Source organism: uncultured Altibacter sp. (assembly GCF_963972995.1).
Classification (GTDB): domain Bacteria; phylum Bacteroidota; class Bacteroidia; order Flavobacteriales; family Flavobacteriaceae; genus Altibacter.
Window position 1 is genome coordinate 117,292 of record NZ_CAXAXI010000002.1, and the last position, 16,260, is coordinate 133,551.

Consider the following 16,260-nt stretch of genomic DNA (forward strand, 5'->3'; position numbering starts at 1 on the left):
TTTATAGATAATTACAAGTAACGATATGGCATCAAACAAGAAATACTGGAAAAGTGTTGAAGAGCTAAATGAAAACAGCTCTATTGTTGAGACGCTGCAACAAAATGAGTTTGTAGAAGAAATACCTACAGATAAATTTTTGGGAGACAAAAATGTCTTGGAAGCAACTTCAACAACACGTCGCGATTTCTTAAAATATGTTGGGTTCACAACGGCCGCCGCTTCTTTGGCAGCTTGTGAAGGACCGGTGATTAAATCCATTCCTTATGTGGTGGCTCCCGATGAGATCGTACCCGGTGTAGCGAATTATTATGCTACTGCTATGGCCGATGGTTTCGATTTTGCAAACGTTCTAGTGAAAACACGCGAAGGCCGACCTATTAAGATTGAACGCAACGATCTTGCTAAAACAGGAGGTGTTAACGCACGGGTGCATGCATCTGTATTGTCTCTCTATGATGCACAACGACTGCCAACGCCTTTAATTCAAGGAGAAGAGGCTTCTTGGGAAGAGTTCGATGTTGCCGTGGCGCAAAAGATGAATGAAATGGCGGGCAAAGATATTGTTCTCTTGACACAAACATTCGCTAGTCCGTCAACTACAAAACTTATAAAAGAATTTACTGCTAAGTACCCTAATGTTCGTCATGTAATCTACGATACCGTATCTTCTTCGGAAGCTTTGGACGCGTTTCAAAGTGTGTATGGAACACGAGGTCTTGCCGATTACGATTTTTCCAAAGCTGAAGTGATCGTCTCTGTAGGGGCCGATTTCTTAGGCGACTGGCAAGGGGGTGGTTATGATGCCGGATATGCGCAAGGACGTATTCCGAAGAATGGAAAAATGTCACGCCATATTCAATTTGAAGCGAATATGACGCTTTCCGGAGCAAACGCAGACAAACGTGTTCCTGCAACACCGGGGCAACAAATTGAGATTTTAAAGGCTTTGACCGGAGGCTCTGCTGCCGGACTACCTCCTGCGATGGCTGAAGCAGTAGCGAATGCCAAAGCACAATTACAAAAAGCAGGTAGTAAAGGGGTGATCGTTACCGGATTGCCAAATGTGGCAGCTCAAAAGGCTGTTCTTTCCTACAATGCCAATAGCGAAGTGATGGATGCTGCAAAACCTCGACTTACTTCGATGGGGAACACCGCAGCGGTTCAACGTGTTATGAACGGGGTGGCTTCAGGAACGATCAAAGGATTGATCACGGTAGGGGTAGATCCTATCTACTCTTTCCCAAACAATCAATCATTTGTTGAGGGCTATAAGAACTTAGAAATGTCTATGGCATTTGCCATGAAACTGGACGCGACAGCCTCCTTGGCACAATTGGTCGCCGCCACACCGCACTATCTGGAGTCTTGGGGTGATCTTCAAATGAAAAAGGGAAGCTTTAGTTTAATGCAGCCTACCATTCGTCCGTTGTTTAACACGAGACAGTTTCAAGATTGTTTGTTGAAATGGACCGCGAATCCAAAGAGCTATTACGATTATATTAAAGAAACCTGGTCAACCGTACTAGGAGGAACTTCATGGAATCAAGCGTTGCATGATGGTGTTTTGGTGAGTGATGCTTCCGTAGATACAGATACTATCGAATCTTCCACCGACCAACTTTCAGAAACCCTCGAGAGCAATACTGCCAACGGAGCTTTGTCCTCATCTTCACAAGAAGGAGATCTTTGGCTTACCTTATATACAAAAACATCGCTTGGTGATGGCGCGCAAGCCAACAACCCTTGGTTGCAGGAAATGCCCGATCCAATTACCAGAACAACGTGGGATAACTACGTAACTGTTTCTGCAGAAGATGCTTCAGAAATGGGCTTGGAAAATAACCATGTAGCCAATGGCGGTTTGAACGGAAGCTATGTGAATGTTCGTATGGGCGATGTGGTGATTGAAAATGTACCTGTTATAATTCAGCCCGGCCAAGCAAAAGGTTCTGTTGGATTGGCTTTGGGTTATGGAAAGAAAGAAGGCATTCAGGAAGAAATGCAAACGGGCGTCAATGCGTATCCTTTGTATAAAGATTTCTCATCGGTTCAAAAAGTGAGCTTAGAAAAAGTTGCGGGTATACATGAGTTTGCGTGTGTGCAGCTTCACAATACCATGATGGGACGTGATATCATTAGAGAGACTTCTCTAGAGATATTCAATACTAAAGATGCCGAAGTATGGAATCCTATGCCCATGGTGTCAAAAGACCATCAGGAAATTCCTGTGACCTCTCCCGATGCAGATCTTTGGGAAGGTTTTGATCGCTCTGTAGGGCACCATTTTAATCTATCTATCGATCTAAACGCATGTACCGGTTGTGGTGCCTGTGTGATCGCCTGTCATGCTGAGAACAATGTTCCTGTAGTAGGGAAAGAAGAGATGCGTAAGAGTCGCGATATGCACTGGTTGCGTATTGACCGCTATTACTCGAGTGAGGAAACTTTTGAGAATGATTTTGAAAAGAAAGATAATATTTCAGGATTGGGAAGTTCTCTTTCAGAATACGGCGAAATGGAAAACCCATCTTCGAATCCGCAGGTTGCTTTCCAACCGGTAATGTGTCAGCATTGTAACCATGCACCTTGTGAAACAGTATGTCCGGTTGCAGCGACATCGCATGGACGTCAGGGACAAAACCACATGGCTTATAATCGATGTGTAGGAACCCGTTACTGTGCGAATAACTGTCCTTATAAAGTACGTCGCTTTAACTGGTTCTTGTATGCAGAGAATGACGAGTTCGATTATCATATGAACAATGATCTTGGACGTATGGTGTTAAATCCTGATGTGGTAGTACGTTCCCGTGGTGTGATGGAAAAGTGTTCTATGTGTATACAAAAAACACAATTGACCATTTTGGAAGCAAAGCGGGATGGTAGAGCGATCAAGGACGGAGAATTCCAAACAGCCTGCTCTTCAGCTTGTGATAAAGGAGCGATGGTTTTTGGAGATGTCAATGACCATGATAGCAAGATATACGAATTAGCGAATAATAATAGAATGTATCACTTACTTGAAGCGGTAGGTACAAAACCGAATGTGGTGTACCAGACGAAAGTGAGAAATACAAGCGAAGTTTAAACTAACTAAGAAATAGTAAATAAAGATATGGCGTCGCATTACGAAGCACCTATTAGAAGACCCTTAGTTACAGGCGATAAATCCTACCACGATGTTACTGTGGATGTGGCTGCCCCTGTGGAAGGCAAAGCCAATAAATCTTGGTGGATAGTATTCACTATTGCCCTAGTAGCCTTTTTGTGGGGAGTGGGGTGTATCATTTACACCGTCTCAACAGGAATTGGTGTCTGGGGACTTAATAAAACCGTGAATTGGGCTTGGGATATTACCAACTTTGTATGGTGGGTAGGTATTGGTCACGCAGGAACCTTGATCTCTGCGGTACTGTTGCTCTTCCGTCAAAAGTGGAGAATGGCGATCAACAGATCAGCAGAAGCAATGACCATCTTCTCGGTAATTCAAGCAGGTCTTTTCCCAATTATTCACATGGGTCGTCCATGGTTAGCGTATTGGGTATTGCCAATTCCAAACCAATTTGGTTCCTTATGGGTGAACTTTAACTCACCGTTGCTATGGGACGTATTTGCGATCTCTACGTATCTTTCGGTTTCATTGGTATTTTGGTGGACTGGTTTATTGCCCGACTTCGCGATGATTCGTGACCGTGCAATCACGCCATTTACAAAACGAGTTTACAGTATTTTGTCCTTTGGATGGAGCGGTCGTGCGAAAGACTGGCAACGTTTCGAAGAAGTTTCTTTGGTATTGGCCGGTTTGGCAACACCGCTTGTACTTTCGGTACATACCATTGTATCCTTTGACTTTGCTACGTCGGTAATCCCGGGTTGGCATACCACCATCTTCCCACCGTACTTTGTGGCAGGAGCGATCTTTTCGGGGTTTGCCATGGTGAATACGCTCTTGATCATTATGCGGAAGGTGTCTAATCTCGAAGACTATATCACAGTACAGCATATTGAGCTCATGAATATCGTGATCATGCTTACCGGTTCTATAGTAGGGGTAGCTTACATTACCGAATTGTTCATTGCTTGGTACTCGGGGGTAGAGTACGAACAATATGCATTCCTTAATCGCGCTACAGGACCGTATTGGTGGGCATATTGGGCGATGATGACCTGTAACGTATTTTCTCCACAATTTATGTGGTTCAAGAAACTACGTACCAGTATCATGTTCTCGTTCTTTATCTCTATTGTTGTGAACATCGGGATGTGGTTTGAACGATTTGTGATTATTGTAACATCTTTACACCGCGATTATCTACCGTCTTCTTGGACGATGTTCTCACCGACCTTTGTCGATATTGGAATCTTTATTGGAACCATTGGATTCTTCTTCGTATTGTTCTTATTATATTCCAGAACATTCCCTGTAATTGCACAGGCAGAAGTAAAATCTATTTTGAAGTCCTCCGGAAGTAAATACAAGGAGCTACGTGAAAAGCATGGAGACGATGTAAAACATTATTCTCCACTGGTTCGTGAACCGGAAGCAAATTCGACGCAGCTTGATGAAACGAGCACTGATTATACAGATACGGTAAGTCCCGGAGCGGTAGCCGACACACAGCTTCAGAAAGAAAGAACAGAAAGCCTCTTGGATAGCATTGGACGATTCGATCCTGCCACTCAAACGCAAGACGACTTAAAACTAATAAGCGGTGTCGGACCTGTCATGGAACAGAAATTACACCAATTAGGAATCTATACATTTGAGCAGGTGAGCCGAATGACCGACAGAGAATACGATTTATTGGACAGCATCATCGATGAGTTTCCCGGAAGAGCGAAACGTGACGATTGGGCAGGACAAGCAGCTAAACTTAAAAACAACTAGTAGTATGGCATCTAAAGTAATTCACGCTCTTTACACAGATGACGACATCTTAATGCAAGCCGTTAAGCAGGTTCGTAGTGAACGTTACCATATTGAAGAAGTATATACTCCTTTCCCGGTACACGGATTGGACAAAGCAATGGGCTTAGCGCCCACTAGAATCGCAATTACATCTTTTATGTATGGATTGGTTGGGTTATCTGTTGCGATCGTAATGATGAATTATATCATGATCCAAGATTGGCCGCAGGATATTGGAGGAAAACCAAGTTTTAGCTACATTGAGAATATGCCGGCTTTTGTCCCTATTATGTTTGAAATGACCGTCTTTTTTGCGGCGCACCTTATGGTAATAACATTCTATATGCGCAGTAAATTATGGCCCTTTAAAAAAGCTGAAAATCCGGATGTACGTACAACAGACGACCATTTCTTAATGGCGATCGATGCAGGTCATCACGATGTAGAAAAACTTTCAAAGTTTTTATACGATACCGGAGCATTGGAAATTAGTTTAATTGAAAATGACGAAGACCACTAATATGAAGAAGATCTTAAATATAAGCCTTACCCTTTTTGTGGCAGCTCTTTTGGTTTCTTGTTTCGATTCTAACAGACCAAATTATCAATACATGGACAACATGTATGAACCTGTTGGCTATGAAACCTATGGCAATTATGAAATATTTCCCGGGGGGCAAGAAGCGATGTTGCCTGCCGAAGGGTCCATTCCAAGAGGATGGCAACCTTACGATTATGAAAATTCTACCGCAGGTCTCGAACTGGCAAGAGCAGAATTGAAGAATCCGCTTGAAGTTACAGAAGAGAATTTAGCTGCCGGAGGACAATTGTATACCATTTACTGCGCTGTGTGTCATGGAGATAAAGGTGATGGACAAGGAATATTAGCACAACGCGAAAAGTTTTTGGGAATACCAAGCTACGGTGATGCAGGACGGAATATTACCGAAGGAAGTGTGTATCACGTTCAAATGTTTGGTCTTAATGCCATGGGGTCCTATGCGTCACAAACCAACGAATTAGAGCGCTGGCAGATTACACAACACGTCATGAACCTAACTGCTGCACTTAAAGGAGAACCTTTATTGGTGCCTGTTGGAAAGGATAGTTTGAATGTCAATACACCACAAATGGTAACGACTTCAGGAGTATCTGAAGCCACAACAGATGAAGGTGAAGATAATAATTTAGAGAATTAAGAGATTTTATAAAGATATGTATACGCTACCGAGTAAACTGAAACTTTTTGCGATCATTTTCATGGTCGTTGGAGCCATTGGTATTATTTCCGGCTTTCTCACAGCTCCAAGCACAACGGCGGAAGTTAAAGAAATGATGGCAGGGCATCACGAGGAAGGTCATGGAGAAGATCATGATGCTACTTCAATCCATGATGTATCCGACACTGCGACTACGGCCCATGATAGCGAAGAAGCACACCTTGAGCATACATTGCATCAAATGCAGAACAGACCTTGGTCTGCGCTCTATATTGCTTCTTTTTTCTTTTTTATGATTGCGTTGGGGACACTAGCGTTCTATGCAATACAGTATGCCGCACAAGCAGGATGGTCTCCGGTACTCTTTCGAGTGATGGAAGGAATTACGGCCTATCTGCCAATTGCTTCTATTATAATCTTTATCTTATTATTGCTTTCAGCATTTCACGTAAATCATATCTTCCACTGGATGGACCCCGAATTGGTCAATCCGGAAAGCGAACACTACGACAAGTTAATTGACGGAAAGAGCGGTTGGTTAAACGTACCTTTCTTCTTGATACGCGCTGCTATTTACTTATTAGGATGGAACCTTTATCGCTATATCTCTCGCAGGAACTCTTTGCGTGATGACACTGCCGAAGACAATCGATGGTTCAAGAAGAATTTTAAATTATCAGCCGGGTTCTTGGTATTCTTTATCGTAACCGAATCCATGATGTCCTGGGACTGGATCATGAGTTTCGATCCGCATTGGTTTAGCACTTTATTTGGATGGTATGTATTCGCAGGAATGATGGTTTGTGCCATTACAGTGATCGCGATGGTAACCATTGTCCTGAAGTCGCAAGGATATTTAGAATATGTAAACGATAGCCATATTCACGATTTGGCTAAATTCATGTTCGCTTTCAGTATTTTCTGGACCTATTTATGGTTCTCACAGTTTATGTTGATCTGGTACGCAAATATTCCTGAAGAAGTAACTTATTTTGTGACACGAATAGAAGATTATAACCTGCCATTCTTTGGAATGCTGGTAATGAACTTTATATTCCCGGTACTGCTCCTTATGAATAGTGATTACAAACGAGTGAATTGGTTTGTGATCCTTACGGGAATTGTAATTTTATTGGGACATTATGTAGATGTATTTAACATGGTAATGCCGGGAACGGTAGGTACTTCATGGTATATTGGTTTACCTGAAATAGGTTCCATCTTATTTTTCTTTGGACTGTTTGTTTGGGTTGTCTTTACAGCTCTTACTAAAGCTCCGCTATTGGCGAAACGCAATCCGTTCATTAAGGAGAGTAAGCATTTTCATTATTAATTAAACGTATAGAAGACAGATAACGATGACCGCATTTTTAGTAGTATTAGTAATCATTCTTTTTGGAGTTGCTGCCCTGCAAATGAGCAAGATATTTAAAATGTCAAGAGGAAAGCAAACAGACACTTCAGAGATTGCCGACGATAAGGATAACAATATTAACGGTTACCTTATGCTTGGACTTGTCTTGTTCACTTACTTACTCCTTATTGTCTGTTTTTGGAAATGGGGAGATGTATTGCTTCCAAAAGCAGCTTCAGAACACGGTACTGGAATAGATAACCTCATGTTGGTCTCTATGATCCTTATTTTCATTGTAGGGTTTTTTACATTGTGGTTGCTTAGTTACTTTGCTTTTAAATATAGAGGTAAAACAGGACAAAGAGCTACCTTCTTTGCCGATAATGACAAACTGGAATTTATATGGACCATCATTCCGGTAATTGTGTTGGCAGGTCTTATTATCTACGGATTGTTTACTTGGACCGATATCATGAATATCGATACTGAAGATGACCCCATGGTGGTTGAACTCTACGCGTATCAATTCGACTGGAGAGCTCGTTACGGGGGAAATGATAATACCTTAGGAGAAGCAAACGTTCGATTGATAGAAGGAGTGAACCAATTGGGAGTGGATGCCTCAGACCCGAATGCTCAAGATGATATTGTGGTGAACGAATTACACTTACCTGTTGGTAGAAAAGTAATCTTCAAGATGCGATCTCAGGATGTGCTACACTCTGCATATATGCCGCATTTTAGAGCACAAATGAACTGTGTCCCCGGTATGATTACGCAATTTGCGTTTACCCCAACCATCACAACAGCAGAAATGCGTCAAGATGAAGAAGTAGTAGCGAAAGTTCAAAAGATCAATGAACTCAGAAGAGAGAAAAGCGCTGCTTTGGCTGCCAAGGGCGAAGAAGCTTTAGAGCCTTATGAATTCGATTATCTGCTCCTTTGTAATAAAATTTGCGGAACCAACCACTATAATATGCAAATGAAGATCGTAGTGGAAACACAAGAAGAGTATGACGCATGGATCGCTCAACAAGCAACCATTGCCGAAGCTTTAAAACAATAATAAAATAGCTTAAAAAGATATGTCAGCACACGCACACGACCACGCAGTAGATCATCACGACGATCACGGGCATCATCATAAAGAGACGTTTATCACTAAATATATCTTTAGCCAAGATCATAAAATGATCTCAAAGCAATACCTAATTACCGGATTGTTTATGGGAATCATCGGAATTGCCATGTCTCTTCTTTTTAGATTACAACTTGCCTGGCCCGACAAAGAATTCACCATCTACGAGGTCCTTTTAGGCAAGTGGGGTGAAGGGGGCGTAATGGATCCAAGCGTCTATCTAGCATTGGTTACCATACACGGTACGATCATGGTTTTCTTCGTGTTAACGGCCGGTTTGAGTGGTACCTTTAGCAACTTATTGATTCCGCTTCAAATTGGAGCACGTGATATGGCGTCCGGTTTCTTGAATATGGTATCGTATTGGTTGTTCTTCCTTTCGAGTGTAATCATGGTATTGTCCTTATTTGTTGAAGCAGGACCTGCATCTGCCGGATGGACCATTTATCCACCGTTAAGTGCTTTACCGCAGGCCATACCGGGATCGGGAGCGGGAATGACGCTTTGGCTTGTTTCCATGGCGATCTTTATTGCCTCATCTTTGCTTGGTTCGTTGAACTATATCGTGACTGTAATTAACTTGCGTACAAAAGGTATGTCGATGACACGCCTTCCTTTGACTATTTGGGCTTTCTTTGTGACAGCGATCATTGGGGTGGTTTCCTTCCCGGTATTACTTTCAGCAGCCTTAATGCTAATCATGGACAGGAGTTTTGGAACATCATTCTTCCTTTCAGATATTTATATAGCCGGTGAAGTACTACATAATCAGGGGGGATCTCCTGTATTGTTCGAACACCTGTTTTGGTTCTTAGGACACCCGGAAGTATATATCGTGATTCTGCCCGCCATGGGAATGGTTTCAGAAATTATGGCCACCAATGCGCGTAAACCAATTTTTGGTTACAGAGCGATGGTCGCTTCTATTCTAGCTATTGCATTCTTGTCCACGATTGTTTGGGGACATCACATGTTTATTTCAGGAATGAATCCGTTTTTGGGATCGGTATTTACCTTTACCACCCTACTGATCGCAATACCTTCTGCTGTAAAATCCTTTAACTGGATCACAACGCTCTGGAGGGGAAACCTTCAAATGAACACCGGAATGCTGTTTTCTATAGGATTTGTATCTACGTTTATTACGGGTGGTTTAACAGGGATCATTCTAGGGGACAGTGCCTTGGATATTAACGTACACGATACCTACTTTGTAGTAGCACATTTCCACTTGGTAATGGGTATTTCTGCATTGTATGGACTGTTTGCAGGAGTATATCATTGGTTCCCCAAAATGTTTGAAGGTCGTATGTTGAATAAGAAATTGGGCTATGTACATTTTTGGGTAACTGTGATTGGAGCCTATGGGGTATTCTTCCCTATGCACTTTATTGGAATGGCCGGCTTACCGAGACGTTACTATACCAATACGAACTTCCCTTATTTTGATGATCTGGCAGATGTCAATGTAGTAATCTCTATTTTCGCATTCATTACAGCGGCAGCTCAAGTGGTCTTCTTATACAACTTTATTCATTCTATGTTCTACGGAAAGAAAGGGCCGAAAAATCCTTGGAACGCTACCACGTTAGAATGGACTGCCGAAGTAAAACATATTCACGGAAACTGGGATGGTCCTATTCCTGAAGTACATAGATGGGCCTACGATTATAGTAAGCTCAACAAAGATGAAACTGATTATGTGATTCCCGGACAAGACTTTGTTCCGCAACACATACCCATGCAAGAGCATGAAGAAGAAATGCATCATTAACCCCATTACTAAAAAATCCTCTCAATATGAGAGGATTTTTTTATATAATTACGTGATTTCCCGTATTGCGTTTTGAACGATCCTGCTTTAAATTTGAAGGAGGTTTAATTCTATTAGTGTTCGACGAGAACATTAATATAAAGGATCCGAGAGCAACCGTTCTCGGATTTTTTATTTTCCACCCCTTGCCGGATATCCTTCATCCTTAACAAATGTTATCGCTTTTATCAATGCATCAAACTCGGGCCGGGCAAAGGGCATAGTTTGGATAGCTGAACCGTAGAGTGTGCCATCGGGATTTACAAGAAACAAACCGGGTTCCGAAAATACGTCCGGTTCTTCGTCTTTGATCGCATGCGAAATGTAAAGACCAAGGTTGCGCGCAGTGGCTTCATCCAATCCGTATCCTAACGGGATGTCTTCAATATCCCATTTTTCATATGTTTTTTTCGCTCTCTTTTCAGAATCCATGCTTATGGCTATCACATTCACACCCACATCTGTAAATTCTGGAAGCTTAGTTTGAAGACGCTCTAAATATTTTTTGCACACAGGGCAATGGAGCCCACGATAGAAGATCATCATTGTAAATTGGTCAGGACGCTGATCTCCAAGGACCCAACGTGTTCCGTTCACCAAATCTATGGAAAGAGAGGGTACTTTTTCAGTTGGTTTAATCATAACAGTTTTTATTGATAAGATACGGGTTGACTCTGAAAGTGTCTCCCAAACCTTTGCTAAATACATGTTAATTCATTGTGAAGAAATGCATTGCTCGGTAACCACAAATACGCTTACTCATTGAATCTTGTTGAGAAACACTTCGTATATTTGTTACATGAACGAACACCTCGATCCATCAGGTGAGGATCTTTCTCCTCAAGAACTCGAAATTGAAAAAAAGTTGCGCCCCCTTTCCTTTGATGATTTCACAGGTCAGGATCAAGCATTGGAAAATCTACAGGTTTTCGTTCAAGCGGCCAATTTGCGTAACGAAGCCTTGGATCATACGCTCTTTCATGGCCCTCCCGGCTTAGGAAAAACTACGCTCGCACATATTCTGGCAAATGAGTTGGAAGTAGGAATTAAAGTGACTTCCGGACCTGTTTTGGATAAACCGGGTGATCTGGCAGGGCTTCTAACCAATCTCGAAGAGCGGGATGTGTTGTTCATTGATGAGATCCATCGGCTCAGTCCAATTGTGGAAGAGTATTTATATTCGGCCATGGAGGATTATAAAATCGACATCATGATAGAATCCGGGCCCAATGCGCGATCGGTCCAGATCAATCTGGCACCTTTTACATTGGTAGGAGCTACAACACGGTCTGGATTACTAACGGCACCCATGCGTGCACGATTTGGCATTTCGTCCCGATTACAATACTACACCACCGAATTGTTGACAACGATCGTTCAAAGAAGTGCCGGGATCCTAAATGTCCCAATATCTATGGAGGCGGCTATCGAAATTGCAGGTAGGAGCCGGGGAACTCCGCGAATTGCCAATGCATTACTTAGACGTGTTCGGGATTTTGCCCAAATAAAAGGAAACGGTACCATCGATATCAAGATCGCCAAATTTGGATTGGAAGCATTGCATGTCGATGCGCATGGTTTAGACGAGATGGATAATAAGATATTGACGACCATCATTGACAAATTTAAAGGAGGGCCGGTCGGGATCACCACCCTTGCTACGGCTGTTTCTGAAAGTTCTGAAACCATCGAAGAGGTCTATGAACCCTTTTTGATCCAGCAGGGGTTTATCATGCGTACACCTCGCGGACGTGAAGTTACTGAAGCGGCCTACAAACATCTCGGAAAGTTAAAAGGGGGTACACAAGGAGGATTGTTTTGAACAGAAAAGTCTACATCCTACTTTGAATACAAAACACAAGCATACCGAACTTATAAAAACCGAAGCTAAACGTCTCGGATTTTTGTCCTGCGGCATTAGTAAAGCCGAATTTTTAGAAGAAGAAGCACCGCGACTCGAACATTGGCTCACTATGAACCGCCACGGGGAGATGGGCTATATGGAGAATCACTTCGACAAGCGACTAGACCCCACTTTGCTAGTCCCGGATGCTAAAAGCGTGGTCTCATTGTTGCTTAACTATTACCCTTCAGAATTTCAAAGAGATGACACCTACAAGGTATCAAAATATGCCTATGGGACCGATTATCACTTTGTAATTAAGGATAAGCTAAAGGAGTTCCTACATTTTATTTCCGAAGAAATTGGAGAAGTTCAGGGACGTGCGTTCGTTGATTCGGCACCGGTCCTAGACAAAGCTTGGGCAGCCAAAAGTGGTTTGGGCTGGATGGGAAAACACAGTAATTTACTCACAAAACAAGTGGGGTCCTTCTATTTTATCGCTGAATTGATTCTTGATCTGGAACTGGATTACGACAGCCCGGTTACCGATCACTGTGGTGCATGTACCGCGTGTATCGATGCTTGTCCGACACAAGCCATCGTAGAACCCTATGTGGTCGATGGCAGTAAATGCATAAGCTATTATACCATAGAACTAAAGAATGAGATACCTTTATCTGCCAAGGGCCAATTTGAAGATTGGATGTTCGGGTGTGATATTTGCCAAGACGTATGTCCGTGGAACCGTTTCAGTAAAAGTCATAAGGAACCCTTATTACAGCCTAGCCCTGAATTGCTTAGCATGAATAAAAAGGATTGGGAAGAGATCACCCAAGAAGTTTTTCAGGATTTATTTCAAAAAAGTGCTGTGAAACGTACCAAATTCTCAGGTCTTAAGCGCAACATTAAGTTCCTAAAAGATTAACGGCGAATCTTTCTTCATTTCGGGTAACCTCTTACCTTTGTAAGTTCGAGACCAAGAATTATGAGTAAACAAAGCAGACGCCGCGAGGCACTTTTATATCACGCAAAACCGAAACCCGGGAAGATCCAAGTGGTTCCTACCAAGAAGTACGCAACGCAGCGAGATCTGGCTTTGGCCTATTCGCCGGGAGTGGCAGAACCTTGTTTGGAAATTGAGAAGGACGTCAATAATGTGTATAAGTACACGGCCAAAGGCAACCTTGTGGCGGTGATTTCTAATGGTACAGCGGTTTTAGGTCTTGGGAATATTGGTCCGGAGGCATCGAAGCCTGTGATGGAAGGAAAAGGATTGCTATTCAAGATATTTGCCGATATAGACGTATTCGATATTGAAATCGATACTGAGAACATAGATGAATTTGTTGCTACCGTAAAGAATATTGCACCCACATTTGGTGGGATCAATCTTGAAGATATTAAAGCCCCGGAAGCGTTTGAGATCGAAAGACGATTGAAAGCCGAACTCAATATTCCGGTCATGCATGATGACCAGCATGGAACCGCAATCATTTCGGCGGCAGCGTTGTTGAATGCTTTGGAGATTACTGAAAAGGAAATTGAAAAGGTCAAGATCGTGATTAGTGGTGCAGGGGCAGCTGCCGTATCCTGCACTCGCTTATATAAGGCATTTGGTGCTAAAGCCGAAAATATTGTCATGCTAGACAGCACCGGCGTAATTCGCAAGGATAGGGAAAACCTTTCCGAAGAAAAAGCAGAATTTGCAACGTCTAGAAAGATAAATACCCTCGAAGAAGCGATTCAAGATGCCGATGTGTTTGTTGGACTTTCCATTGCCAATATTGTAACCCCGGAAATGTTGTTGGCCATGAACTCCAATCCAATAGTTTTTGCAATGGCTAATCCCGATCCCGAAATTGATTATGACCTAGCCGTGGCTACTCGAGAAGACCTTGTCATGGCAACCGGTCGCAGCGATCACCCGAATCAAGTGAATAATGTATTAGGTTTTCCATTTATCTTTCGAGGTGCGTTGGACGTGAGAGCTACCAAGATCAATGAAGCTATGAAAATGGCTGCAGTTACGGCCTTGGCCGACTTGGCCAAACAGCCGGTGCCGGAGCAGGTGAATATCGCTTATGGTGAAACCAAACTAAATTTTGGGAGGGACTATATTATTCCGAAACCATTTGATCCCCGACTTATTGCTAAAATCCCGCCTGCAGTGGCAAAAGCTGCCATGGAATCTGGCGTTGCAACTGAACCCATCACCGATTGGCAGAAATATGAAGATGAACTTTACGAGCGCATGGGTAGCGACAATAAGATTGTTCGATTACTTGTTAATAGGGCAAAAACAAACCCCAAGCGTATCGTGTTTGCGGAAGCAGATCATTTGGACGTGTTAAAGGCAGCACAGATCGTGCATGAAGAAGGTATTGGGTATCCTATTTTATTAGGGAGGAAGGAGATTATCCATGAACTTATGGAGCAAATTGATTATGAGGCCGATGTTGAGATCATGGATCCTAAAAGTGATGAACAAACAGAAAAGCTGAACGAATATGCTGAAAAGTTCTGGAAGCTGAGAAGGCGTAGCGGGATCACCCTGTATGCCGCACAGAAACTAATGCGCGAACGTAACTATTTTGGTGCAATGATGGTCAATGAGGGAGATGCAGATACCATGATCTCGGGCTATGCCAGATCGTATCCTTCCACGGTCCGACCCGTACTACAAACCATTGGAAAGTTTGAAGGGGTGAGTAAAGTGGCCACAACAAACCTAATGCTCACAAAACGAGGGCCCTTGTTTCTTTCAGATACGTCTATAAACATAGATCCTACAGCTAAAGAGTTGGCCAAGATCGCCCAAATGACCAATTACACCATGAAGATGTTTGGTCTGGAGCCCGTTATTGCCATGATCTCTTATGCGAATTTTGGATCTTCAAAGGATCCGCATGCCTCCAAGGTTCGTGAAGCGGTAGCATTATTACACAAATCAAACCCGGATATGATCATTGATGGAGAGCTGCAAACCGACTTTGCGCTCAATCCGGATATGCTACGAGAAAAGTTTCCTTTTTCAAAATTGGCGGGAAAAAAAGTAAACGCATTGATCTTTCCAAACCTTGACTCTGCCAACAGCAACTACAAACTATTAAAAGAGTTGAATAATGTCGAATCCATAGGTCCAATAATGCTGGGAATGAAAAAACCGGTACATATTCTTCAGTTAGGAGCCAGTGTTGAGGAAATTGTGAATATGGCAGCCGTATCGGTAGTCGATGCTCAACAAAAGGAAAAACGAGAGCGAGACCTTAAAAATCGCCAATCCTAGTGTAGATTTTTTCATATTTTCAAGCGTGCCGACTCGAAATAATTATACTATATTTGAGCCATTAACTTTTTATTAACGAATGATTACCCACATTGAGGGCAGACTGGTAGAGAAGAATCCAACGGATGTAGTGATAGACTGTAATGGGGTAGGGTATTTAATTCATATTTCGTTACATACATTTTCTGAACTCCCCGCTAGTGAAAATGTAAAATTATTTACGCATTTACAGGTTCGAGAAGATGCCCATACCTTGTACGGGTTCTCATCGGCGGCGGAGCGTGAAATTTTTAAATTGTTGCTGTCCGTTTCGGGTGTTGGGGCTAGCACGGCGAGGACAATGCTTTCCTCACTGTCACCACAGCAAGTAACAGAAGCCATTGCGGCAGAGGACGTCGCAACAATTCAATCGGTAAAAGGTATTGGTGCCAAGACCGCGCAGCGTGTTATTTTGGACCTAAAAGATAAAATTTTAAAAGTATACGGTTTGTCACCTATTTCTGCCGTTTCGAGCAATACGAATAAAAATGAAGCGTTATCTGCTTTGGAGACACTAGGCTTTGCTCGAAAACAAGCCGAAAAGGTTTGCGATAAGATTGTTCAGCAAGACCCGGACGCAACAGTGGAGATGATTATAAAACAAGCTTTAAAAAATTTGTAAAAATTGGGCGCAAAAAATTACGATTACAACCAC

The 16,260-nt window shown here is 42.6% G+C and carries 12 protein-coding genes; 11 read left to right on the top strand and 1 reads right to left on the bottom strand.

The genetic code is table 11. The features are described 5' to 3' along the window. The first annotated feature begins 25 nt into the window (after positions 1-25). From AACZ11_RS01570 to AACZ11_RS01600, 7 genes are read left to right on the top strand one after another with little or no spacing between them, the layout of a single operon-like run. Positions 26-3,091, top strand: coding sequence for a TAT-variant-translocated molybdopterin oxidoreductase (locus AACZ11_RS01570; RefSeq protein WP_290625703.1), 3,066 nt, complete (start codon positions 26-28; stop codon positions 3,089-3,091). 27 nt (positions 3,092-3,118) lie between these two features. Beyond that, positions 3,119-4,891: an NrfD/PsrC family molybdoenzyme membrane anchor subunit gene (gene nrfD / locus AACZ11_RS01575; protein ID WP_290625705.1), complete on the top strand. Its 1,773-nt coding sequence runs from the start codon at positions 3,119-3,121 to the stop codon at positions 4,889-4,891. 4 nt (positions 4,892-4,895) lie between these two features. Beyond that, positions 4,896-5,432 carry a DUF3341 domain-containing protein gene (locus tag AACZ11_RS01580; protein WP_290625707.1) on the top strand — a complete coding sequence of 179 codons (537 nt, stop codon included), beginning with the start codon at positions 4,896-4,898 and terminating at the stop codon, positions 5,430-5,432. A gap of 1 nt (position 5,433) precedes the next feature. Beyond that, a complete protein-coding gene (locus tag AACZ11_RS01585) occupies positions 5,434-6,111 on the top strand; it encodes a cytochrome c (RefSeq protein ID WP_290625709.1) in 678 nt (225 codons plus the stop codon). A 16-nt stretch (positions 6,112-6,127) separates the two neighbouring features. After that, complete coding sequence (locus AACZ11_RS01590; protein ID WP_290625710.1) at positions 6,128-7,465, top strand: quinol:cytochrome C oxidoreductase; 1,338 nt, start codon at positions 6,128-6,130, stop codon at positions 7,463-7,465. Between the two features lie 25 nt (positions 7,466-7,490). Further along, on the top strand, positions 7,491-8,552 hold the full coding sequence (locus tag AACZ11_RS01595) for a cytochrome c oxidase subunit II (protein WP_290625711.1): 1,062 nt from the start codon (positions 7,491-7,493) through the stop codon (positions 8,550-8,552). 19 nt (positions 8,553-8,571) lie between these two features. Beyond that, a complete protein-coding gene (locus AACZ11_RS01600; protein WP_290625712.1) occupies positions 8,572-10,398 on the top strand; it encodes a cbb3-type cytochrome c oxidase subunit I in 1,827 nt (608 codons plus the stop codon). A gap of 171 nt (positions 10,399-10,569) precedes the next feature. Here the strand turns inward: AACZ11_RS01600 and AACZ11_RS01605 are convergent, their stop codons facing one another. Continuing rightward, positions 10,570-11,079, bottom strand: a complete 510-nt coding sequence (locus tag AACZ11_RS01605; protein ID WP_290625713.1) for a peroxiredoxin-like family protein — start codon at positions 11,077-11,079, stop codon at positions 10,570-10,572. 157 nt (positions 11,080-11,236) lie between these two features. On the opposite strand from AACZ11_RS01605, the gene ruvB reads away from it, so the two are divergent. From ruvB to ruvA, 4 genes are all read left to right on the top strand, one after another. Further along, positions 11,237-12,259 (top strand): Holliday junction branch migration DNA helicase RuvB, encoded by a 1,023-nt coding sequence (gene ruvB, locus AACZ11_RS01610; RefSeq protein WP_290625714.1) that lies wholly within the window; start codon positions 11,237-11,239, stop codon positions 12,257-12,259. A 22-nt stretch (positions 12,260-12,281) separates the two neighbouring features. Continuing rightward, positions 12,282-13,205, top strand: coding sequence for a tRNA epoxyqueuosine(34) reductase QueG (gene queG, locus AACZ11_RS01615; protein WP_290625715.1), 924 nt, complete (start codon positions 12,282-12,284; stop codon positions 13,203-13,205). 60 nt (positions 13,206-13,265) lie between these two features. Then, positions 13,266-15,566 carry an NADP-dependent malic enzyme gene (locus tag AACZ11_RS01620; RefSeq protein ID WP_290625716.1) on the top strand — a complete coding sequence of 767 codons (2,301 nt, stop codon included), beginning with the start codon at positions 13,266-13,268 and terminating at the stop codon, positions 15,564-15,566. A gap of 79 nt (positions 15,567-15,645) precedes the next feature. Further along, positions 15,646-16,227: a Holliday junction branch migration protein RuvA gene (gene ruvA, locus AACZ11_RS01625; protein WP_290625717.1), complete on the top strand. Its 582-nt coding sequence runs from the start codon at positions 15,646-15,648 to the stop codon at positions 16,225-16,227. The last annotated feature ends 33 nt before the right edge of the window (positions 16,228-16,260 follow it).

Bases quoted from the DNA above. Each gene is read 5' to 3' on its own strand.
- AACZ11_RS01600 (WP_290625712.1), top strand. From the start codon at position 8,572: ATGTCAGCACACGCACACGACCACGCAGTAGATCATCACGACGATCAC.
- AACZ11_RS01595 (WP_290625711.1), top strand. From the start codon at position 7,491: ATGACCGCATTTTTAGTAGTATTAGTAATCATTCTTTTTGGAGTTGCT.
- AACZ11_RS01580 (WP_290625707.1), top strand. From the start codon at position 4,896: ATGGCATCTAAAGTAATTCACGCTCTTTACACAGATGACGACATCTTA.
- ruvB (WP_290625714.1), top strand. From the start codon at position 11,237: ATGAACGAACACCTCGATCCATCAGGTGAGGATCTTTCTCCTCAAGAA.
- nrfD (WP_290625705.1), top strand. From the start codon at position 3,119: ATGGCGTCGCATTACGAAGCACCTATTAGAAGACCCTTAGTTACAGGC.
- AACZ11_RS01590 (WP_290625710.1), top strand. From the start codon at position 6,128: ATGTATACGCTACCGAGTAAACTGAAACTTTTTGCGATCATTTTCATG.
- ruvA (WP_290625717.1), top strand. From the start codon at position 15,646: ATGATTACCCACATTGAGGGCAGACTGGTAGAGAAGAATCCAACGGAT.
- AACZ11_RS01620 (WP_290625716.1), top strand. From the start codon at position 13,266: ATGAGTAAACAAAGCAGACGCCGCGAGGCACTTTTATATCACGCAAAA.
- AACZ11_RS01570 (WP_290625703.1), top strand. From the start codon at position 26: ATGGCATCAAACAAGAAATACTGGAAAAGTGTTGAAGAGCTAAATGAA.
- AACZ11_RS01605 (WP_290625713.1), bottom strand. From the start codon at position 11,079: ATGATTAAACCAACTGAAAAAGTACCCTCTCTTTCCATAGATTTGGTG.
- AACZ11_RS01585 (WP_290625709.1), top strand. From the start codon at position 5,434: ATGAAGAAGATCTTAAATATAAGCCTTACCCTTTTTGTGGCAGCTCTT.